The organism is Hymenobacter seoulensis (genome assembly GCF_054780535.1).
This window is the reverse complement of record NZ_BAAGWD010000002.1, coordinates 1,026,292-1,048,968: the sequence shown is the minus strand read 5'-3', so window position 1 is coordinate 1,048,968 and position 22,677 is coordinate 1,026,292. Positions and strand designations below refer to the sequence as shown.

The 22,677-nt window shown below is 56.7% G+C and carries 15 protein-coding genes; 10 read left to right on the top strand and 5 right to left on the bottom strand.

What is annotated here, in order from left to right; genetic code table 11:
- Positions 1-67 precede the first annotated feature (67 nt).
- A complete protein-coding gene (locus tag ACYVHC_RS12330) occupies positions 68-1,633 on the top strand; it encodes a hypothetical protein (protein ID WP_460614012.1) in 1,566 nt (521 codons plus the stop codon).
- A gap of 140 nt (positions 1,634-1,773) precedes the next feature.
- Here ACYVHC_RS12330 and ACYVHC_RS12325 read toward each other — a convergent pair whose 3' ends face one another.
- The 3 genes from ACYVHC_RS12325 to ACYVHC_RS12315 all read right to left on the bottom strand — a co-directional run bounded on the left by ACYVHC_RS12325 (position 1,774) and on the right by ACYVHC_RS12315 (position 5,578).
- The gene (locus ACYVHC_RS12325) at positions 1,774-2,325 is read right to left on the bottom strand and encodes a DUF4252 domain-containing protein (RefSeq protein WP_460614011.1); all 552 of its coding nucleotides are present in this window, start codon (positions 2,323-2,325) and stop codon (positions 1,774-1,776) included.
- A gap of 159 nt (positions 2,326-2,484) precedes the next feature.
- The gene (locus tag ACYVHC_RS12320) at positions 2,485-3,951 is read right to left on the bottom strand and encodes an OmpA family protein (protein WP_460614010.1); all 1,467 of its coding nucleotides are present in this window, start codon (positions 3,949-3,951) and stop codon (positions 2,485-2,487) included.
- Between the two features lie 337 nt (positions 3,952-4,288).
- Complete coding sequence (locus tag ACYVHC_RS12315) at positions 4,289-5,578, bottom strand: Xaa-Pro aminopeptidase (protein ID WP_460614009.1); 1,290 nt, start codon at positions 5,576-5,578, stop codon at positions 4,289-4,291.
- 355 nt (positions 5,579-5,933) lie between these two features.
- Here ACYVHC_RS12315 and ACYVHC_RS12310 point away from each other — a divergent pair, with 355 nt between their 5' ends.
- The 9 genes from ACYVHC_RS12310 (at position 5,934) to trxA (ending at position 20,794) form a co-directional block, all read left to right on the top strand.
- Entirely contained in the window at positions 5,934-6,980 is a 1,047-nt protein-coding gene (locus ACYVHC_RS12310; protein ID WP_460614008.1) for a glycosyltransferase family 9 protein, read from the top strand.
- 125 nt (positions 6,981-7,105) lie between these two features.
- A complete protein-coding gene (locus ACYVHC_RS12305) occupies positions 7,106-8,338 on the top strand; it encodes a M16 family metallopeptidase (protein ID WP_460614007.1) in 1,233 nt (410 codons plus the stop codon).
- Positions 8,339-8,429: 91 nt separating this feature from the next.
- On the top strand, positions 8,430-8,876 hold the full coding sequence (locus ACYVHC_RS12300; protein WP_460614006.1) for a YDG/SRA domain-containing protein: 447 nt from the start codon (positions 8,430-8,432) through the stop codon (positions 8,874-8,876).
- A 57-nt stretch (positions 8,877-8,933) separates the two neighbouring features.
- The gene (locus ACYVHC_RS12295; RefSeq protein WP_460614005.1) at positions 8,934-9,578 is read left to right on the top strand and encodes an O-methyltransferase; all 645 of its coding nucleotides are present in this window, start codon (positions 8,934-8,936) and stop codon (positions 9,576-9,578) included.
- 231 nt (positions 9,579-9,809) lie between these two features.
- Positions 9,810-12,773 carry a TonB-dependent receptor gene (locus ACYVHC_RS12290; RefSeq protein WP_460614004.1) on the top strand — a complete coding sequence of 988 codons (2,964 nt, stop codon included), beginning with the start codon at positions 9,810-9,812 and terminating at the stop codon, positions 12,771-12,773.
- 279 nt (positions 12,774-13,052) lie between these two features.
- Positions 13,053-15,308: a LysM peptidoglycan-binding domain-containing protein gene (locus ACYVHC_RS12285; RefSeq protein WP_460614003.1), complete on the top strand. Its 2,256-nt coding sequence runs from the start codon at positions 13,053-13,055 to the stop codon at positions 15,306-15,308.
- A gap of 117 nt (positions 15,309-15,425) precedes the next feature.
- Positions 15,426-16,157 carry a LysM peptidoglycan-binding domain-containing protein gene (locus ACYVHC_RS12280; protein WP_460614002.1) on the top strand — a complete coding sequence of 244 codons (732 nt, stop codon included), beginning with the start codon at positions 15,426-15,428 and terminating at the stop codon, positions 16,155-16,157.
- Positions 16,158-16,391: 234 nt separating this feature from the next.
- Entirely contained in the window at positions 16,392-20,114 is a 3,723-nt protein-coding gene (gene dnaE, locus ACYVHC_RS12275; RefSeq protein WP_460614001.1) for a DNA polymerase III subunit alpha, read from the top strand.
- 350 nt (positions 20,115-20,464) lie between these two features.
- On the top strand, positions 20,465-20,794 hold the full coding sequence (trxA, locus tag ACYVHC_RS12270; RefSeq protein WP_135397675.1) for a thioredoxin: 330 nt from the start codon (positions 20,465-20,467) through the stop codon (positions 20,792-20,794).
- 130 nt (positions 20,795-20,924) lie between these two features.
- On the opposite strand, the gene ACYVHC_RS12265 is transcribed toward trxA, so the two are convergent.
- Positions 20,925-21,890, bottom strand: a complete 966-nt coding sequence (locus ACYVHC_RS12265; protein WP_460614000.1) for a TonB family protein — start codon at positions 21,888-21,890, stop codon at positions 20,925-20,927.
- Positions 21,891-22,165: 275 nt separating this feature from the next.
- Positions 22,166-22,651 carry an AsnC family transcriptional regulator gene (locus ACYVHC_RS12260; protein WP_460613999.1) on the bottom strand — a complete coding sequence of 162 codons (486 nt, stop codon included), beginning with the start codon at positions 22,649-22,651 and terminating at the stop codon, positions 22,166-22,168.
- Positions 22,652-22,677: the final 26 nt, after the last annotated feature.

Genomic DNA, 22,677 nt, shown 5'->3' with positions numbered 1-22,677 from the left:
TAGGCGATACGGCGCATTCGCCGTATCTTACTTAAGCAACTCACGCTTCGCTTTTCCAGCCTGCGTTATGAAAAAACTATATTTTCTTATCTGCCTTTTTTCAGGCGTTACCGTGGCGCTGGCACAGAAGCCGGCAGTAGAGCCGCGGCAACTCCTGCGCTTAGAGCTGCCCCTGGAAACCTACACCAGCAGTGTGCAGGTACAGCCCCTACTCGAAGACAGTAGCCTGGTGCTCCTGATTGAGAAAGACCCACTGTTGGCCGGCAAGCCCGAGTTTTATTTTCAGAAGTTCGATAGAGATCTTAGGCCGGTTAAGAAGGTAGATGTACCCGTGCCGCGTAGTTATGAGCTATTGGAGGTTTGCTCAGAAGGCACCGATGTATACGCCCTTTTTCAAGGCACCGACCAGGGCACGTTGTGGGTAGCAGCCTTCGATTCCCGGACCGGTGAGCTAGGCACCGGCGAGTTTGAAACCAAGCGCACCCGCCAAGTGCATGACCTGAAAGCGCTGGACGGCAACCTGTTCGTGACGGTGGAAGTAGATCAGCACCTCACGCTACTATTGCTGGATCTGCAAAAGGCCGAGTTCCGGTTTCTGCCTTCTATTTACGAGCCGCTGCCCAGCCGTTTCACATTCCTGGCCGACTCAGCTACCAAGCGCGCCGAGCTGATTTTAAGCGAAAGCAACGGCTTTAAGTCGCGCCTGCAACTCAAGCAGCTAGCCGATGATGGGTCGTTGCTGCGCTCTGAGTTTGTGCAGGCCAGCAGCGAGCGAGGCCTGCTAGATGCGCAACTAAGCCCCGGCGACAGCGCTGCCCGCCTGCTGGCCGGCACTTACACTCTCCGCGACTCCCGCTACTCCCAGGGCCTTTTTGCTTCTGATCTGAACGCGGGCGTCACGGCTACCGGCCAGCGCCGTTCCCTGCGCTACTACGATTTCCTGAACCTGAAGCACTTCTTCGATTTCATGAAGCCCGCACGCCTGGCCCGTATGCGCAAAAAGAGCGCACAGCTCCGCGCTTCTGACCGGCAGTACCGGCACCGTTACATGCTGCTGATGCACGATATGATGCCCACCCGCGACGGTTACGTGCTGGTATCAGAGGTTTATTATCCGCGCTATAGCAACACCGGCTTTGGTAACTATGGCCTTCCGGCAAATAGCTACTACGGCTACGGTGGCCTGAACTCCCTTTCCCGCTACTACAACACCTACAACGGCCGCCGCAGCGAAGGCTACCGCACCACCCAAGCCCTGGTTTGTGGTTTCGACCGCCAAGGGAATTTACTTTGGGATAACTCGTTTATCCTGAAGGAAATGGAGCGTTTTGATTTGCAGGAGAACGTGCGGGCGCGCCCCTTGGCCGATGGCCGACGCATTGCCCTGGCTTACCTCAAAAAAGACGAGTTCCACTACAAAATCATCGACCAGGATGTCTCCTCCCCTAACGACTGGCAGGTACTGCTAAGAACTACCATGTCGGACGTTAAGGAAAAAGCAACGGAAACCAAGCAGGAGGAGCTCCAGACCTGGTACGGCAGCCGTTTTTTGGCCACGGGCTACCAGCACGTGCGCATTGAGAAGGGAGAAGCCCGCGACGTGTTCTTCATCAACGTGCTGGACTTTGAGTAGACTAGCCTCCTATCAATGGCAAACCGTACTACAGGCCGGGTACTAGCTGCCTAAGCCTCATCAACTGCCCACAACAGCAACGTGCCCCTCCTGCAAGCAGGAGGGACACGTTGCTGTATATCCTTGGCTAGAATAGGCTCTTATAACCCATCTACCACATTAGGCAATACTTTCACCAATTGGCCAACCTGCTCACGGGTAAAGTTGCCGGCTACCGATGCCATGAAAAATGAGTCGGTAGAGCCCTGATTGCCTACTACTACAAACTCCGAAACGCGCCCACCTTGCTCGCGCACCGAGTAGCGCAGGCGGTTAGGGTTATCGGTTTCGGCCACTACCAGCGGGGTATAGCGCTCATTGGCCAGCAGGCCTTCTACCTCTTTCGTGAGGCCCTCAGTTACCAAATCACGAGCACTGTTGGTGGTGGGCGCAAACGTAATCACCTTGGCGCTACGCACAGCCGTCAGGGCCTGGCTGATGTCGTTGTCGCCGCCCAGCTTGCCAATCTTGCCTAATAAAAAACGGGTAGTGAGGCCGGCGTTCCAATCGGTTGCCTTGAAGCCAGGTCGGTTTTCGTACTTATTAAAGAACTCGGCTACAGTGCGCGCCGGAGTACCAGGCCCGCTGGCCCGACAGCCGGCCAGTAAGAGAAGCACTACTGCCAGCAGAAAAGAGTAATTGCGAAGTTTCATGGAAGGTTGAGATAAGGGAAAAGATTCTGCCTGTACGCAGCTAGGGCGCCGGCTGTTGGCCGTGTTGGGTTATAACGCTGGAAGCACCTAGTAAGAACTACAGCAAAAAGGCGGCGCACCTACTGGTACGCCGCCTTTTTTGCTAGCTACTCCGGTGCCTTAGGGCTGAGGAGCATTCGGGATGAAGAATTCAAACTTGAACTCTACCCGACGGTTCTGCGACATGTTCTTCGACGAAGTGTTCGGGGCAGATGGCTCCGACTCACCACGGCCTTCCGTCACGATGCGCGAAGGATCAAGCTTCTTGCCAGTGAAGTAACGCTTCACCGAACCAGCCCGACGCTCCGACAGCGCTTGGTTGTACTCATCGGTACCGCGTGAGTCAGCGTGGCCAATTACGCGCAGGCTGTACTCAGGATGGTCGTTGAGGGCTTTCACCATCTTATCGAGCGTGCCATACGAGGTGCGCTTGATAACAGTGCTGTTGGTCTCGAAGCGGATAGGCTGTTCGAGCTTACGTACGCCCGGATCAATTTCCATTGGGCAGCCGTTGGCGTCTACTTTACCGCCTTTCGGGGTATCGGGGCACTTATCAGCGCTGTCTGGAACACCGTCGCCGTCAGCGTCAACTACCAAGGGGCAGCCGTTGGCGTCAACCTGCGTACCAGCAGGCGTGTCGGGGCATTTATCGTTTTTGTCAGCTACGCCGTCGCCGTCAGCATCTGGGCAGCCGCGCAGTGCGGGCAGGCCAGCCTGGTCTGGGCACTCGTCGTCTTTGTCCGCTACACCGTCGCTGTCTTTATCAGGGCAGCCCTGCATAGCAGCCGTACCAGCTTCGGTGGGACACTGATCTTGGTAGTCTGGAACGCCGTCCTTATCGCCGTCAAGCGGGCAGCCATTCTCGTCTACTGCTACGCCCGAAGGCGTATCGGGGCATTTGTCTTTGCGGTCCGGAACGCCGTCCACATCGGTGTCTTTGGCTTTGCCCAAGGCAAAGTTAAAGCCGATGGTGTGCTGCAGGAACCGGTCGTCAATTTTGTTGTCATCACGTGCTGGGTCGCCGTCGATGTTGGCGTTGAGCGGGAAGTGCTGGCCGGTCTGCACAAACAGGGTCACGGCATCACCCAAGCGGAAGTCAATACCCGCGGCTCCGAAAAGGTCGAAGTGGTTTTTGTCTTCGTTCAGAACCGAGTTCTGGTTGTTGCGGTTGATGGTGCTCTCACGGCTCATGTACGTCAGGCCGGGAGCAGCCAGCAGGTAGGGGCGTACAGGCGAGTCTTCGCCCAGCAGCTTAAACTTCAAGCCCAGGTTCACATTCACTACGTTGGTCGCGAAGTTGGAGCCGAAGAGGGGCGCGCTGTTGGGGGCTGTCTTCTTGAACTCGACGTAGTTGCCGCTCAGCTGCAGGTCCAGGCCGCTGGTCAGGTAGCGGCTGATGGTGATGCCCGGTGCGTACTTGTTTTCGCCCCACTTCCAGTAGTCGGAGCCGAAGTTGCCTTTGTACTGCATGGCACTCACGTTGAGCCCGATGGCCGTCTTGCGGTCGGCGTTCTGCGCCTGAGCCCGAGGGGCCGCCGCCAGCAGCGTCAGACCCAGGACTGTTGAGGTTGTTAAAATGTGTCTCATGAGGGCGAAATTAGGTGAAGTAATTGCACAGGCGGAAGGTGCCGCCGCCGGCATAACATAATCCCAGACTATCCGCCTATACCCGTTCTTTTAAATAAAGTTGCCCTTTCTGCGGTAAAAACCCATTTTCATCTCTCCTCCACCCTACTCAACAGCTACATATTCAGTAATTTATATTAAAAGATATGCATGTAGTGTACAATTGCACTGTTCTTTAAGAGACAAAATTGAATATCAGATAAAGTCAATTAAAAAACATCAAAAAAAAGTAGACGTTGCCCATGGGCGACGTCTACTTTTTTTGGTTTCAATCTTCTTGGAGGGGTAGTACCAACAACTAGCGCTGCATCAGGCGCTCTATGTCGGCTACTTCCAGCGGGATATTCTTCATCAGGTCGTCGTTGCCGGTTTTGGTGATGAGAATATCATTTTCCAGACGAATGCCCAAGCCCTCTTCGCGGATGTAGATGCCCGGCTCACAGGTATAAACCATGCCCGGCTCGAACACCCGGTACTTGGCGCCCACATCGTGCACATCCAGGCCGAGATAGTGCGAGGTGCCATGCATGAAGTACTTCTTGTAGAGCGGTGCGGCAGGGTCCTGGTTTTTCACATCGGACGCATTCAGGAGGTCTAGCTTAATCAGCTCCTGCTCCATGGTGCGGCCCACGGCAGCGTGGTACTCCTCAATGTTGTTACCGGCCACCAGCTGCGAGGTAGCCGATTTCATTACGCGCAGCACAGCTTCATACACGTCGCGCTGGCGCTTCGTGAACTTGCCGTTCACGGGGATGGAGCGTGAGAGGTCAGCGGCGTAGTTGGCGAACTCCGCGCCGAAGTCCATCAAGAGCACGTCGCCGTCCTGGCATTCCCGGTCGTTCGAGACGTAGTGCAGAATGCATGCGTTGGCGCCGGAGGCAATGATGCTGCCATACGCAGGGCCGCGCGAGGCATTACGCAGGAACTCGTGGTAGATTTCGGCCTCAATTTCATACTCCATCACACCAGGCTTCACGAAGCCCAGCAACCGGCGAAATGCTTTTTCGGTGATGTCGGCCGCGCGGCGCATCAGCCGGATTTCCTCGTCGCTCTTGATGGCGCGCAGGTGGTGCATGATGGGCGCAACGCGGCGGTAGGTGTGCAGCGGATAGGCTTCGCGCAGCCACTTACCAAAGCGGGCGTCGCGGGTTTCTACCTCCACTACTGCCCGAATGTGCTCGTTGGTGTTCAAAAACACGTTTTCAGCCTCATTCATGAGGGCCGGCAGCACCGTTTTGAATTGCTCTAGCCACATAATGGTGCGCACGCCGGTTTGCTCGCGGGCTTGCTCTTTCGTCAGCTTGTAGCCTTCCCACACCAGAATATGCTCGCTGGTTTCCTTCAGGAACAGGATTTCGCGGTACTGGGGCAGTACGGCGTCGGGGAAGATGACCAGGATGCTTTCCTCCTGATCTACCCCGGAAAGGTAGAACAGGTCGTTGTTCTGGCGAAAAGGCATCGTACCGTCGGCATTCGTCGGCATGATGTCGTTGGACTGGAAAATGGCAAGCGAAGCCGGGGGCAGCTGCTGGGTGAAGCGGCGGCGGTTCTCAATAAACAAATCGGGCGAAATAGAGCCGTAGCGCATGAGCGGAAGGGACGATTAGGTGGCACAAACGGAAACCGCCAAAGCGGCCGGGGCAAGTTAGGCAGTTCCGCGCGGCTTTGCCGCACGGAAATCAGCAGGGCCTACCCCTCCCGATCACCGCAACCGCCCAGTATGTGGAGCAAAGGGTTTGCTACAAATTAGCACCTAGTACAACACTTTGCGCGCTATCAGAGGGTAGTAACCTTCTGCCGCAAACGAGCCACAGTACGAGGCAGTTGCTTTCAAGAAGTGCTTCTGCCCAGGACGCTGGCATACTCATTTTCCTATCTAGCAATAAGACAATATAGTAGTGCGCATGATGCGAAGCGGTATCTTTGTATATTGCTATTGCATTATGCCCGATTCACCTACCCGTCACGCCGTCCTGCTCATTCAAACTGCCTTCATTGGCGACGTGATTTTAGCCACGGCGCTGCTGGAACACTTGCATCTGACCGAGCCTGGTACGCCCGTTGACTTTTTGGTGCGCAAAGGCAATGAAGGCTTGCTGAAAGGCAATCCGCACGTGCGGCAGGTTCTGGTTTGGGACAAGAAAAAGGACAAATACCCAGGCCTCTGGAAACTGCTTCAGCAAATACGGCAGGCACAGTATGGCCGCGTGGTTACGTTGCAGCGATTTGCCAGCACTGGCTTCCTGACGGCCTTTTCTGGTGCCCCGGAGCGCATTGGGTTTGATAAGAACCCCTTTGCCGTGCGGTTTACGCGCGCTATTCCGCACGTTATTGGAGCGGGCGTGCACGAGGTCTCACGTAATCTGCATCTGCTGGACCCGGCTTTTGAAGGCCACCTGACGCCACCCCGCCTCTACCCCAGCCCGCAGGATGAAGCGGCAGTAGCCCCTTACGCGGCTGTGGGCCCCTATATCTGTTTGGCGCCAACCTCCGTGTGGTATACCAAGCAGTTTCCGGAAGAACAGTGGCTAAAGCTACTGGCGGCCCTTCCCCCGCACTACACGGTATATCTGCTCGGAGGCCCGCCCGATGTGGAGGCATGCGCCCGCATTCAGGCTGCTACTAGCCGCCCGAACGTGGTAAACCTGGCTGGTAAACTCTCGCTGCTGGCTTCGGCGGCGCTGATGCGCGGGGCGGTACTGAACTACGTCAACGACTCGGCGCCTATGCATTTGTGCTCTTCGGTGGGCGCGCCAGTGTGTGCCGTGTACTGCTCTACAGTACCATTTTTTGGCTTCGGTCCGCTCAGCCCATTTTCCAGAGTAGTGCAGATTGAGGAAGAACTGGCGTGCCAGCCCTGTGGCCTGCATGGCTACCGCAAATGCCCCCTGGGCCACTTCCGTTGCGCCTACGGCATCCGGACGCAGCAACTGCTGGATGTGCTGGTGGAGGCCGAAATGTTTCAGGCTACTACCTGCCTGGTTCGCTGAAACTCTGGGCCTAGGCGCCAGGCTTCGTACCTTTGCAACCACTCGCCTAGCTGCGTGGTTATACTGAACCGGGGCTGGCTTTTGCCTTATACTGCCTGGCTCTATCCTACCCAAGATTCCAGAAAATGTCTGATTACGACCTGTACGAGTTGCCCAACGGCATCCGGGTTTTGCATAAACAAGTCTTACACACCAAAATTGCGCACTGCGGTTTCCTGCTGGATATTGGCTCGCGCGATGAAAAGCCGCACCAGTTGGGCCTGGCCCATTTCTGGGAGCACATGGCCTTCAAGGGTACCGAAAAGCGCAAAAGCTTTCATATCCTCAACCGCCTCGAAACGGTGGGCGGCGAGCTGAACGCGTACACGACCAAGGAGAAAATCTGCTTTTATGCCTCGCTGCTTAGCACGCACTTTGAGCGCGCGTTTGAACTGCTGACTGACCTCACGTTCCATTCCGTGTTTCCGGAAAAGGAAATTGAGAAGGAACGCGGCGTGATTCTGGAAGAAATGGCCATGTACCACGACGCGCCCGAAGACGCCATTATCGATGATTTTGATGATGTAGTGTTTGCCCGCCACACGCTAGGGCATAATATCCTCGGAACCCGCGAAAGTGTATCGGGCTTTCAGCAGGCCGATTTCCGGCAGTTTCTGCAGGACAACGTGCGCACCGACCGGTTGGTGTTCAGCTCCGTCAGCAACCTGCCCTTCAAGGAAGTAAAGCGCCTGGCCGACAAATTCTTGGCTCCGTTGCCTCCGAAGCTGGGGGCGCGGCCTCGCACCCCCTTCACCGGGTATCAGCGCCTCGAGCGGCTGGAGCGCAAGCCCATTACGCAGGCACATTGCCTCATTGGCGGGCCCGCTTATGCCCTGCATGATGAGCGGCGTATTCCGTTTTTCCTGCTGAACAACCTGTTGGGCGGCCCCGGCATGAACTCGCGCCTCAACCTGGCCGTGCGCGAAAAATATGGCCTTGTATATACCATCGATGCCACGTACTCACCCTACACCGATACGGGCTTGTTTGGCATTTACTTCGGCACCGAGAAGAAGCAGGTAAACCGTACTATTTCACTGGTACAAAAGGAACTGAAGCGCCTGCGCGAGCAAGCCCTAGGCACCTCGCAGCTCCATACCTCCAAGGAGCAACTGATGGGCCAGTTGGCTATGGCCGAGGAAAGCAACAGCGGCCTGATGCAGCTACTAGCCAAAAGTACCCTCGACCTGGGCCGCGTGGAAAGCATCAACGAAATCTTCGAGCAGGTGCGCCGCATCACTTCTTCCCAGCTGCTGGAGCTGGCCAACGACGTGCTGCACGAGGACAACCTCAGCGTGCTGCAATACGTGCCGGAGTAGTAGCGCGGCCCGTTCACTTTTCATCATGCACCTGCCATCCTAAGCAACGGATGGCAGGTGTTTTGGCCTTCGGGAACACCTCCACTTTCTTATGCCCATCTTTGGCCACATCAGCTATTACCTCCCGGGCGACGTGCTGGAAAACCGCTTGGCTTTAAGCCGGGCCGGCCTGCACCGCCCCACGCGGGCCGGTGTGAGTGGCAGCGAAGCGGAAGGCGCCGATTCCATCATCCTGGCCGATCAGTACGAAGACGATGATTTTCGCGAACTGGACATCATTTACTCGGGCAGCGGAGGCCGCGACCCTCGCACGGGCAAGCAAACTACCAACCAGGAAATGTCTGGGCGCAATGTGATGCTGCGCCGTAGTCTGGAAACGGGGCTACCAGTGCGTGTATTCCGCAAAGTAGCTACCGAGGCCGGCAGTGGCTACCGCTATGAGGGCTTGTTCCAGGTTATTGGGGCAGCTAACGAAGCTGGCAAGTCGGGGTATTTGGTCTGGAAGTTTCATCTGGTGCCGTTTACCACCCTACCTTAAAAGGCCATTATCACACGCCTTGCTTAAGGCACGAAACGGCCACTTTATTTCTCCTGTATGTATTCTCCCGACGAAGCTCAGCTCTACGCCGACCGCCACACCACCGCTGAAAGCTCGCTCCTAGCCCGCCTCAACCGCGAAACCCACGTGCAGCTGCTGCACGCCCGGATGCTTTCGGGCCACGCGCAGGGCCGGTTGCTGAGCATGTTAAGCCACATGGTACGGCCGCAGCGGGTTCTGGAGCTGGGTACATTCACTGGGTACTCGGCGCTGTGTTTGGCAGAAGGACTGGCACCCGATGGCCTGCTCCATACCATAGAGCAAAATCCCGAGCTGGAAGACCGAATCATGCGCTACGTGCAGGAAGCTGGGCTAGAGCAGCAGATTCAGCTGCACATTGGAGATGCCCGCGCTATTGTGCCCACTCTGGCCGAGACCTGGGACCTCGTGTTTTTAGACGCCGATAAAATTAACAACGACACCTATTACGAACTGGTGCTGCCCCACGTGCGGCCCGGCGGATTTTTGCTTGTGGATAATGTGCTGTGGGGCGGCAAAGTAGTAGACTCCTACTCCGTGAAGCCCTCCGACAAAGACACGCATGCCGTGCGCGCTTTTAATGACAAGGTGCAAGCCGATGAACGGGTAGAAAACGTGTTTTTGCCTATGCGCGACGGGCTGCTGCTCGTGCGGAAAAAGTAGGCCTGCCATTCAGCACCTTTACTTGCCGCTCACATAAGCACACCCAATTTTACTAGGCTGTTGAAGGCCGCAAACCCTTTAGGGCTGATAGGCAGTTTGAAAAATAAAACAGTTGGTTTTCAGCGCCTAGCCCAACAATTAGGGGCAAAAGCAGGCGTCTCCGAAATATAGGATTAAACGATTAGACAGATTTTGCGTCTATCCGGGCTAGTGACCCATTCTTCCGGACTGATGCAAAAACGCTTTCTACTACTTATCCTTCTGCTCGCCATTATTACTACAATAGCGCAGGCCCAAACAACTACTGTAAGTGGCCGCGTGCTCGATGGCAAAGACCAGTCGCCGCTGATTGGGGCCAACGTACTGCTCACCCAGATTCCGGACTCCACCAAGCGCGGCGCCGCGGTAGACGCGGATGGCAGCTTTAGCGTGCCAGGCGTAACGCCGGGGCGCTATTTCCTCACAGTATCGTTTCTGGGGTATCAGAACCTGCGCCGCACGGTGGAGGTAACCGGCCAGCCGCTGGTACTAGGTACCCTGACCCTGCAAACCGCCGGCGTTACGTTGAAAGGCGTGGAAGTAGTAGGCCGAGCCGCGGCTGCTGTGCAGAAGGGTGATACCTCGCAGTTCAACGCCGGCTCCTACAAAACCAACCCCGACGCCAACGCCCAGGACCTCATCACCAAAATGCCCGGCGTAACTGTTGGGGCCGATGGCAAAGTGCAGGCCCAGGGCGAGCAGGTCCAGCGCATTCTGATAGATGGCAAGGAGTTTTTTGGCAACGACCCTGACGCCGTGCTCAAGAACATTCCGGCCGAGGTAATCGACAAAATTCAGGTATATGACCGTGCCTCCGACCAGGCGCAATTCACGGGCTTCGACGACGGCAACCAACAGAAAACCATCAACATTGTTACTAAGCCCCAATTCCGCAATGGCACCTTTGGGCGCGTGCTCGCCGGGTACGGCCCCCAGGACGACCGGTATCGCCTGAGTGGCAACATCAACTCGTTTAAGGGTAAGCAGCGCCTTTCCATTGTAGCCCAAAGCAACAATGTGAACGAGCAGAACTTCGGCACCGAAGACCTGCTAGGCGTGGTGGGCTCCTCAAGGCAGGGCGGCGGGCAAGGCCAGGGCCAGCGCGGCCAAGGCGGCGGCCGTGTAGGGGGCGGCGGAAACCAAGGCGGTGGCGGAGGTGGCGGCAATAACGCCGGCGACTTTCTAGTAAACCAACAGGGCGGCATTTCCCAAACGCACGCCTTGGGCCTCAATTATTCGGATAGCTGGGGCGCCAAAACCGAGGTGCAAGGCAGCTACTTTTTCAACCTAAGCGACAACAACAGCCGCACGAACCTGCTGCGCCGCTACGTTTCGCCAACGGGCCAGAACCAGGATTTGCGCTACAACGAAAACTCACTGGCCAGCAGCCGCAACATCAACAACCGCTTTAATCTGCGCCTCGAGCACAAGTTTGACTCCCTGAACTCGATTTTGTGGCGGCCTAGCCTCTCGGTGCAGCGCAACACCGGCACCAACCTGCTGGATGGCTCCACGTTTCAGGTAATTGGTGGCGACGCGACAACCACGCAGGGCGCCAACAACAGCAATTACCGCTCGGCCCTGACGGGCATCACGGGCACCAACCAGCTCCAGTACCGCCGCCGGTTCCAGCGGCGCGGGCGCACCTTTACGCTGGGCGTAAACACGGGCTACAATACCAAGGACGGCGACAACACGCTGCTTTCCACTACCTCGTTTCTGCGGGCCGATACGCTGCGTAACACCGTGCTTAACCAATTTTCGGAGCTAAGCCAAACGGGCTGGTCGTGGAATGGAAACCTGAACTATACGGAGCCAATTGGGGCCAACAGCATTCTGCAACTCGGCTACCGTATCGGCTATACCCCCAACGACTCCGACAAGAAAACCTATAATTTCTCTCCGGGCGAGCAGCAGTACTCCATCCTGAACGATACGCTGAGTAACGTGTTCCAGAGCCGCTACCTCACCAATACCGGTGAAGTGACGTACCGCTTCCAGAACAAGGAGTTTCAGTGGTCGGTGGGGGCGGCGCTGCAGAGCGCGCAGCTGCGCAGTGAGCAGGAGTATCCGCGCCCCGGCGCCACCCGCCGCGCGTTTGTGAACGTGCTGCCCAACGCCCAGGTGCGCTACAATTTCTCAAAGCAGCAAAACCTGCGGCTGAACTACCGCATGAACACCAATCCGCCGAGCATCAACCAGCTGCAGGAGGTAGTCAACAACTCCAACCCCTTGCAGCTGACCACCGGCAACCCCAACCTGCAGCAGGAAGACCGCCATAACCTCTTTGTGCGCTACTCCTCGGCAGTACCCGAGAAATCAACGTCGTTTTTTGCTTTACTGGGCGGCTCTTATACCAACAACTACATCACCAATAACACCATTTTCGCCGCTACGGAGCCTATTACGGTAGATGGAGTAGTTATTCCGGCGGGCGGCCAGCTCACGCGCCCCGTTAACCTGGATGCGCAGTACACGCTCCGCTCCTTCATCAACTACAGCCTGCCCCTCACGTTCATGAAATCAAACCTGAACCTGAATGCCAACGCTACCTACTCCCAAACCCCAGGCCTGGTGTTCAGTGAGCTGAACTACAGCCGCACGCCCACGGCCGGGCTAGGGGTAGTACTGAGCAGCAACATCAGCCCCGAGCTCGACTTCACGCTTTCTTCCAACTCCAGCCAGAGCTACGTGCGCAACTCCTTGCGCCAGCAGCTCAACAGCACCTTCTTCCGCCAAAACACAACGCTGCGTTTCAACTGGATTGTGGTGAAGGGCGTGACGGTGCAGTCGGATGTAAACCACCAGCTGTACTCGGGCTTGTCGGCGGGCTTCAACCAGAACTTTGTGCTCTGGAACGCATCGGTTGGCAAGAAGCTGGGGGCTAGTCAGCAGGCTGAAATCAAGCTGTTTGCCTTCGACTTGCTGGGCCAGAACAACAGCATTCAGCGCAATATTACGGCAGCCTACACCGAGGACGTGCAAACCAACATTCTGCAGCGCTATTTCATGCTGATGTTTACCTACAACATTCGCAACTTCAGCGGCACCGGCCGCGGCAACGCCTTACCCGAAGACGGTATGCGCCCCGGCGGGCAACGGCCAGGCGGTCAGCGCCCGGGCGGGTTTGGCCCGCCTCCCGGCGGGGGCATGTAGCTCTTCAGCGCGGTTTGCCTTCCATTGAAGCCTAGTACCAGTACTGCCTCGGCCCACCGCCGGGGCAGTGCTGGTTTCAGCCCGCACCGAAAACGAAGCTTAGGCACTGGCTGCTTTCGCTACACAACCAGATGCCCGCCTTGATGGAGAGAGTAGAATTCTAGCATTCTGTTGGATTTGCGTTTGATTAGCGCCTTGGCAGTCAATTTTTCTTCTACTTTGTAGGGCTAACAGAGCTAGTAGCGCTATTGCGTGCCGCTTTGTCAATTGCTTGCCCTCATGAAACGAGTTGTACTTCTTCTGTTTTTGCTGCTGCCTTTGCTGGCCACAGCCCAAACTGTTCCGGTTCCGGCCGAGATAAACCTGGCGGGTCTGCGCTTTCGCTTTACCGATGGCGGCCGCACGGCTCTGCAGCAAAAGGTAGATGCCTTACGCCGCCACCCGGCCTCTTTCCAGGCCCGCGTAGTGCTGGCCGATGCCTACTTCCCGCTCATCGACCGGGTGTTTCAGCAGGAAGGACTACCCCTCGACTTCCACTTTCTGGCCTTACAGGAAAGTGGCTTGCAGGGCGATGCCCAGAGCATTCATGATGCCGTGGGTTACTGGCAGTTTAAGCGCGAGTCGGCGCAGGATTTTGGGTTGCTAATGAACGACGCCGTGGATGAGCGCAAGCACATTGTGGCCTCTTCGAAAGCCGCCGCCCAATACCTGCTGCGCAACAACAAAACGTTCCGCAACTGGGCTAACGCGCTGCTGAGCTACAACCTAGGCCTAACCGGTACCAAGCCCTACACGTTGCCTACCGATGTAGATGCTACCGAGGTAGAAATTACGGAGCAGACGCATCCGTATATTCTGACGTTTCTGGCGCATAAAATTGCTTTCGAGCCTGCCATCGGCCTTAATACCAAGCCCCCACTGCTGTTTCAGGAGTTTCCGGCGCCAGCTGGCCAGCCCCTCTCCACCATGGCGCAGGCGCTGCAGCAAAACCCCGAAGACTTGGCCAAGCACAACCGTTGGCTGCTGGCTCCCACCGTGCCCACCGACCGGGTGTACACGATGCTGGTGCCCATCACGGACCCACTGCAACTCACAGCTCTGGCGGCCCAGCAGAAAAACGCTACCTCCGGCCAGCTCCTAAACCAGCCCACCGCCGACCCCGAAAATGCGGATTTCGTGCGGGTAAACGGGTTGCGAGCCTTGGTAGCCCTGCCCGGTGACACCAAGGAAAGTATGGCCAAGCGGGCTGATTTGAAGGTGAAGCGGTTCATGCAATACAACGACCTGTTTGCCTTCGACAATATTGTAGCGGGCCAGCCCTACTTCGTGCAAAAGAAGCGCGACAAGGCTGCCGTAGAATACCACGTGGCCCGCCCCGGCGAGAGTGTGGCCACGGTGTCGCAGAAATACGGGGTGCGCGCGAAGGCTATCTGGAGCAAAAACCGCATGGCCCGCAATGAAGAGTTGCGCGCCGGCCGGGTATTGTGGCTGCAGCACACGCGCCCTAAAAATGTACCCGTTGAGTATGCCGATGGCAATAACGCAACGGCCCTAGCGGCCTTCGAAAAGCCAGTGGCTACTTCGGCTACTAGCCCTGCTTCATCCCCGGCACCAGCGCCAGCCCAGCCGGAGAAGAAGCGCAAAATCGATACCTCGGAGCCGTATACGGGCCGTACGGCCAGCTCTAGCCGTGTGCTGGAAGATGCTGTGCAGGAAGAAACCCCTGGCAATGTAGTACAGCCCGACAGCGCCACCGACGAGCACACCGAAAACCTCAACGAGCTACCTGCTTCTTCGGCGCCAGCAACTGCTCCGGCCGGAAGTGTACCATCGGCGCCATCTGCTACCACTCCTGAACCCGCTATGGCGCCGGCCCCTCGCAAACCGCTGCCTGCATCTACATCCATTGCCGATGAGCCTTCAGAGGAGGTTGCGTCTGCTGATGAGCCTAGCATAGCGCCGGCCCCGGCAGCGCCCGCGGCCACGCCCAAAGCTGCTACTAAGCCAACTGTACCGGCCTCTACCCCAACCACGACTTCCACGCCTTCAGCGGCACCTGCAACTCCGCAACCCGCAGCTCCTGCACCAATTACGACCGTGGTAGAACCCGTTCCAGCAAACGGCTTGCATACTGTTCAACCTAAGGAAAACCTGTATTCTGTAGCGCGCCGTTTTGCGTTGCGTCCCGCCGATATCATTGCCTGGAATAATCTACCTCAAAACCCGTCGTTGCGCATTGGCCAGGTATTGCGGGTAGCCGCGCCCGATGCCTCAACTACCGCTGTTCCAGTACCTGCTACCCCGGCACCAGCCCCCAAGCCCTCGTCTTCTGCCGTTACACCCAAGTCCGCTGCCTCCGCTCCGGCTACTCCGGCAGCCCCAGCTACTGTGCGCCATACTGTATTAGCTGGCGAAACGATGTATAGCGTGTCGCGCAAATACGGCGTCACCATCAAGCAGATTATGGAGTGGAACGGCAAGCCCGACTTTTCCGTGAAGCCCGGTGAAGTGCTCATTATTCAGCCAGCCAAATAGCGTTTCGCTAGCCCCTGCTATGGCCCAAAGTGCCTTTCTGCAGCCACTTTAGTAGATAGCCTCTGAAGGCCAGTGTATTGGCTTCGCATATTTATCATCCCTAGTAATTTCTTATCAATGCGGTTTTCTTCTTTCGCATTCTTTCTGCTTTCCGGCCTCGCACTAGGCTCCTTCTCGGCTCAAGCCCAACAAACGCCCGCTCCCCCCGCTGCCCTTTCCGATGACTCCGTGCGCGTGATGTCAGGGTTGGTGCAGGCTAGTGTGCGCCAGTTGCGTGCCATTTACTTTGAGCCCAACGAGGCGCAAACGATTAAACTAATTGGAGCCGCCCTGCACGACATTCCGGCTTTTAATCAGCGGCTGAGCCATTACACCGCCAGCCTTTCCCGAGAGCAGCAGCAAGTGCTGGCTCAACGCTTACGCAAGCAACCCTGGCAAATTGAGCTCCGAACCCTACTAAACAGCCCCCAGTACCGCGGCTTCGAGGCCCGCGCCGCCAAAAACCCCGAGCTGAAAGCAGCTGCTGCCCAGCTCCGGGCGGCTGGGTTTATGGGCACGGGCGCTACGCCAGCTGCAGTTGCCAGCACCCAAACGGTTGCTCCGGCTTCCGCTCCGGCATCTGCCCCTGCGGCCACCACTCCCGCTACTGCCCCCGTAGCTGCTACCCCTGCTGCCGCGCCCAAGCCTGCGGTTAGCGCTACCCACCGCCACACCGTAGTAAAAGGCGAAACGCTCTTTAGCATTGCCCGGCGCTACGGCGTAGAGCCAGCGCAACTACAGGCCTGGAATGGCAAAGCCAGCAGCAGCGTAAAAATTGGCGAAGTCTTGACGGTGGAGGCGAGCAACTAGGCCTCTTATGCACAGCAACCCAACAGGGGCGGCCACTTGTGGTCGCCCCTGTTGGGTTTTAGGTCTTGTCGTTCTGGCTGAATGTTAGCGGCAAAAGCTTACGAATTTGTTAGGTAGCACTGCTTCTGCTGCGTTTGCTTTTACTAGGTGCCTAAGGTGCACTTACCGGTAATACGCCAAAATCCGTTGCCGCGCAACCTTTCCCGGCCGCCATTTCGTGGGTAACTTTACCTGATGCTTCGTGCCTCTAATGGCCGAAGTCGTTTGCCCATGCCCGTATTCTCGCACCTTCACTGCCACACTCAATATTCGCTTCTCGATGGTCAGGCCAGCATTTCGGCTCTGATGAAAAAGGCCCAGGCCGATGGCATGCCTGCCGTAGCCCTCACCGACCACGGCAACATGTTCGGGGCCTTCAACTTTGTGGCCGAAGCGAATAAGTACAACGTGAAGCCGATTGTAGGCTGCGAGTTTTATCTGGTAGAAGACCGGCATAAGAAAAGCTTCAGCCGCGAGAAAGGTGAGCGGGACGTGCGCCACCACCAGCTGCTACTGGCCAAAGACCAGGCCGGATACCAGAACCTGGCAAAGCTCTGCTCCATGAGCTTTATTGAGGGCGTGTACAGCAAGTACCCGCGCATTGATAAGGAGCTGCTGCTGCAGTACCACGAAGGCCTGATTGCTACTAGCTGCTGCATTGGCGCCGAAATTCCGCAGGCCCTGCTCTGGAAGACGGAGGAAGAAGCCGAAAAGCAGCTAAAATGGTGGCTGGATGTATTTGGTGATGACTATTACATCGAGATTCAGCGCCACGGCATCGAGAACATCGACAATACCGGCAAAAGCCAGGAAGACCTGAACCAAGTGCTGCTGAAGTGGGCGCAGAAGTACAACGTGAAAGTTATCTGCACCAACGACTCGCACTACGTCGATCAGACCGACTTTGCCCCCCACGATATTCTGCTGTGCGTGAATACGGGCGAGGAGCACAGCATCCCGGTGGGTGACTTCCAGACCAAGTACTTCCGGCTGATGTCGCAAGACAACAAGGTGCTGTACGACCACTTGGACAACCTGCGCCCCCTAGCCTCCTCCGACGACCAGGTGCGCCGCCAACTCATGCGCATTGATGAGGAAGCGCAAATGCCCAAGCCCCGCTCCCGCTTCGGCTTCCCCAACGACCAGTTCTACTTCAAAAGCCAGGAGGAAATGAACCGGCTGTTTCGGGATGTGCCGGAAAGCGTGGACAACACCAACGAAATTGTGGATAAGATCACGCCGCCCAAGCTGCAGCGCGACATTCTGCTCCCCAACTTCCCGCTGCCCCCAGAGCACCCCACTGCCGATGCCTTCCTGCGCCACCTCACCTTCAAGGGAGCTTTCGAGGGTCCGCGCCCCCGCTACTCAGAGCGCACTGCCGACATTGAGGAGCGCCTGAACTACGAGCTGCGCGTGATTGAGACGATGGGCTTTGCTGGTTATTTCCTTATCACCCAAGACTTTATTAACCACGGCCGCAATATTGGCGTGGCCGTGGGCCCGGGCCGGGGTTCGGCGGCGGGCTCGGCCGTAGCGTACTGCATCGGCATCACCAACATCGACCCGATTAAGTATTCGCTCCTGTTCGAGCGTTTCCTGAATCCGGAACGCGTGTCGATGCCCGATATTGACATAGACTTCGACGACGTGAACCGCCAGAAAGTCATTGACTACGTGGTGGATAAGTACGGCAAAACGCAGGTCGCCCAGATCATCACCTTTGGTACGATGGCCGCCAAGTCGTCCATCAAAGACGTGTCCAGGGCCATGGATTTGCCGTTGCCGCAAGCCAACGACCTAGTAAAAATGGTGCCCGACCAGGTGGGTACTACACTGGCCAAGGCCTTTGCGGAAAACCAGGAGCTGGACATGATCCGGCGCGACGATGCGCCCGACAACCTGCGCGGCCAGATCCTGCGCCTGGCCGAAAAGCTGGAGGGCTCGGTCCGCAACACGGGCATTCACGCGGCTGGCGTTATCATCGCCCCCGACGATATCACGAAGTACATTCCGGTTTCCACGTCCAAGGACTCGGACCTGCTCGTGACCCAGTTCGACGGCAAGGTGATTGAGAGTGCCGGGATGCTCAAAATGGACTTCCTGGGCCTGAAAACGCTCACGATTATCGTGGACGCCATCAACCTGATTGAGCAGAACCACGGCATTCGGATCGACATCGACGAAATCCCGATTGACGACCCGAAAACCTACGAGCTGTATCAGCGCGGCGACACCATCGGCACGTTCCAGTTCGAGTCGGAGGGCATGCGCATGTACCTCAAGGACCTCAAACCCACCAACATTGAGGACCTGATTGCCATGAACGCCCTCTACCGCCCGGGCCCGATGCAGTTCATCCCGAACTTCATCAACCGCAAGCACGGCCGCGAGCCGGTAGAGTACCCGCACGAGTTGCTGGAGCCCATCCTGAACTACTCCCAGGGCATTATGGTGTACCAGGAGCAGATCATGCAAGCCGCCCAGATTTTGGCCGGCTACTCCCTCGGCGGCGCCGACTTGCTGCGGCGCGCCATGGGTAAGAAGGACATGAAGAAGATGGCCCAGGAGCGCGAGAAATTCGTGGAAGGTGCCAAAAAGCTACATAACATTCCCGCCAAAAAGGCCTCCGAGGTGTTCGACGTGATGGAGAAGTTTGCGGCCTACGGCTTCAACCGCTCTCACTCCGCTGCCTACTCCGTGGTGGCCTATCAGACGGGTTACCTGAAGGCCAACTACCCCGCTGAATATATGGCCGCGGTGCTCACCAACAACATGGGCGACATCAAAAAGGTGACGTTCTTTATTGAGGAAGCGCGCAAGCAGGGCATTCCGGTACTAGGTCCCGATGTCAACGAATCCATCCTGAAGTTCAACGTGAACAAGCAGGGCCAGATCCGCTTTGGCATGGCGGCCGTGAAAGGCGCGGGCGAAGCGGCCGTGGAAAGCTTGGTGCAGGAGCGCGAAAAAGGCGGGCCCTACACTGATATTTTCGACTTTTCGAAGCGCGTGAACCTGCGCGCCGTCAACAAGAAAACTTTCGAGAGCCTGGCCCTGGCCGGCGCCTTCGATTCGTTTGAGCGCTATCACCGCCGGCAGTTTGTGGAAGCGCCTTCCGGCGACCAAAACCTGATTGACAAAGCCGTGCGCATGGGCCAGCAGTACCAGGCGGAGCTGGAGTCGGCGCAGCAGAGCTTGTTTGGCGGCGGCGCCTTCGGGGCCGTGGCCATGCCGCTGCCCAAAGTGCCCGACATGGAGCCCTGGCCCGCTACGGAGCAGTTGCGCCGCGAAAAGGAGGTAGTAGGTTTTTACCTTTCAGGCCACCCGCTCGATGATTTCAAGCTGGAAATTGACTCGTACTGCACCTGCGGGCTGGATAAGGTAGAGAATTACAAGAACCGCGAAGTAACCGTGGCCGGCCTGATTTCAAACGTGCTGTTCAAGACCACCAAGACCGGGCAGCCGTTCGTGTCATTCAGCGTGGAAGACTACGAGTCGTCATTGAACCTAGCGCTTTTCCGCGATGATTACAGCCGGTTCTCGGCCCTCATTAACCCGCGTAACTACGACAAGGAGCAGGTTCCTCCCATGTACATCCGAGGCAAATACGCCCAGCGTTTCCGCGACTCCGACCAGTTTGAATTCAAGATCTTGACCATGGAACCGCTATTCAACGTAGCGGAGAAGCTAGCTAACGGCGTGCGAGTGCAGCTTGACCTGCGCACCATCACGGAGCCCTTTATGGACCGTTTCATGGAAGCTGTGGAAGCGGCCCCCGGCAGCAAGAAGCTGGAAATCAAGTTTGCTGAGCCTCATGAACATCTCACTGTCGATACCTACTCGCGCCGCTACCGCATCGAGCCCAAGGAGTTTATCCGGAAGATGCGCGAGATGGAAATTGACGCTTGCCAGCTGATTTAACCCTAGTAAAAATGACTTTACCAAAACACGCGCCCTAGCAATGGGGCGCGTGTTTTGGTAAGAAATTCTCAGGGCAGTTTGGCCATTCTTTTTCACCTAGCACTTCTATTTTAGTTGTGCCCACAGCCACCACGCTAACTCTTTAGTGAATAGAAAGCGGCCAAGGAAAGGCCGTTCCCCTTTCATCAAAGCCGGCCCAGCGTCATCGGGGCCGAAGCGCAATTGGCCGGCGGAACTGCCACTCTGGCCGAGTGAACTTTCTGGCTCGTGGCTTGTTGAATCGCAATCTGCTACCTTGCGGCCCGGTTGACCGTAAACAGCACACACATTCCATTAAACCCCCTTCTGTTATGGGACATAAAGCCATCGAAATTACCGATGCTAACTTCGACCAGATCATCAACTCTGATAAGCCCGTGCTCGTGGATTTCTGGGCCGAGTGGTGCGGTCCGTGCCGCATGGTAGGCCCAGTAGTTGAGGAACTGGCTGGCGAATACGAAGGCAAAGCTATTATTGGCAAAGTTGACGTAGACTCTAACCCACAGACCTCAGCCAAGTTTGGCATTCGCAGCATTCCAACGCTGCTCGTGTTCAAGAACGGCCAGATTGTGGACAAGCAAGTAGGTGCTGTACCGAAGCACGTGCTGGCTCAGAAACTTGACGCTCAGGTTACGGCGTAACGCTTGCCTTAACCACCTCCCATAAAAAAGCCCCGCCTTGAAAGAGGCGGGGCTTTTTTATTGCTACAGTATGAGGGGCGTTTCCCTAGGCATTGTACCCTAGCAAAGTGCCTAGGGAAGCCATGAAGGGTTACCAGCTTTCATCAGGCGCAAACACGCGTGCTTCGGAGGGAGCTAGCTGCGGGGGCCTCAGCCCGGACAGCAGAGAAAAGTTGGGAGCAAAGTGGATAGGGATGGTGAACGTCATGGCCGTGGGCAGATTGTACTCACGCCCTGGCTCAAAAGCCGGTAAGCTGGCGACCACGCGCCGGGCTTCCTGGTCGGCTTCCGGAGCTAGGCTCTGCACCACCTGCACCTGCCCCACGCGGCCATCTTCACCCACAGTGTAGCTTATGTACACATTGCCGGTAATGCCCTTGCGCCGAACGTTGCGGGGGTAATTGGTATTCTGGGCAATAAAATTCAGCATAGCCGCCTCACCGCCCGGAAATTGCGGGAGCTCACGGGCTCGTACTTTGCCCATAAATGGCGAGCCGTCTTCATTAAAAAACGCCAGGGCCAAGGGCTTCCCTTGCCGGTCAGGCATTTCAATGGCGCTGAGCTGTCCAGTGTTGTAAAAGTAATGCCACTCGCCCACTGGTCGGCCCGCGTTGTAGCGCCCTTCGGAGCGCTTCTGGCCGTTGCGGTGCACCGAAATCCAGCGGCCCACACGTTGGCCATCGGCATAGTCGCCGCGCTGGCTTACGCGGCCGTCTTCGTACCAGCCCACGTACAGGCCTTGGGCTTCATCGTCGCGGTAGTGCACCTGGCCGGCCTTGCTGCCACTCGGATGATACCACGTAAGAAGCCCGTTGCGAATGGGTGGATCAATGGATGAGAGCGTACCACGCAGCAGCAACGTACCCGACAAAGAGTACTCTCGCATGGCGTACGTGCCCAGCAACTCGTTTTTCCGATCTACCACCCGGTAATGGGTGGCGCTATCGGGCACGGTCGCTTCGTCGCGGTTATTCAGATAAACGGCCGGTAAACTCTGGGACCAACCTAGGTGTATTGCTAGCAGCAACGGCAAGAGAAGCGCGTATTGTTTTCTCATTAGCAACTAGGGTAAGGGCTTACGTGCGGAGGGTGAACGAAATATAACCCGCAGGTAATCAAGACCCAAGCACCAGTCCAACTTCATCAAAAAAATACTATTTCAGCTGCTTAACACCCAACAACCCACCCAGTTCCACTGCCACCAGTACGCTACGCTGTAGCTTCTGCCCGCTTCTATTTGAAAGATAACTTATCTAGGGCAGTTAAACACAGCAGCCGCTACCCCGAAAAACGGAGCAGCGGCATGAGGTGCTGTTTTGGGCTTGCGCTAAACTAGTTGGTGCGCTCTTCTATTTCCTGCAGCTGAATTGGCCGGTTGAAGGCCTCCTCCAGCGAGATAAGCGTTTCGGTACGCTCAATCCCTTCAATTAGCTGAATCTGCTCGTGCAGTACCTCGCGTAGGTGGTTGGTATCCCGGCAAATCAGTCGGGCAAAGATGCCGTAGGCGCCCGTCGTGAAGTCGATGCTTACTACCTCGGGTATCTGCCGCAACTGTTCTACTACGCTTTCATACACGGAGCTTTTCTGCAGATAGATGCCTAGGAAAGCCCGCACGCCGTAGCCAAGCTTCTGATAATCAATTTTGAGGGTAGCGCCCAGCACAATGCCTAGCTCCTCTAGGCGGGCCATCCGCACGTGTACCGTTCCTCCCGAAACATGCACCTTACGCGCAATTTCAGTGTACGGCATTTTGGCATCGTCGATTAGGAGCGCCAGAATCTTCCGATCGGTGTCGTCAAGTTCGTAATTACGGGCCATTTTTTTCTATGTTGATTACGGATATT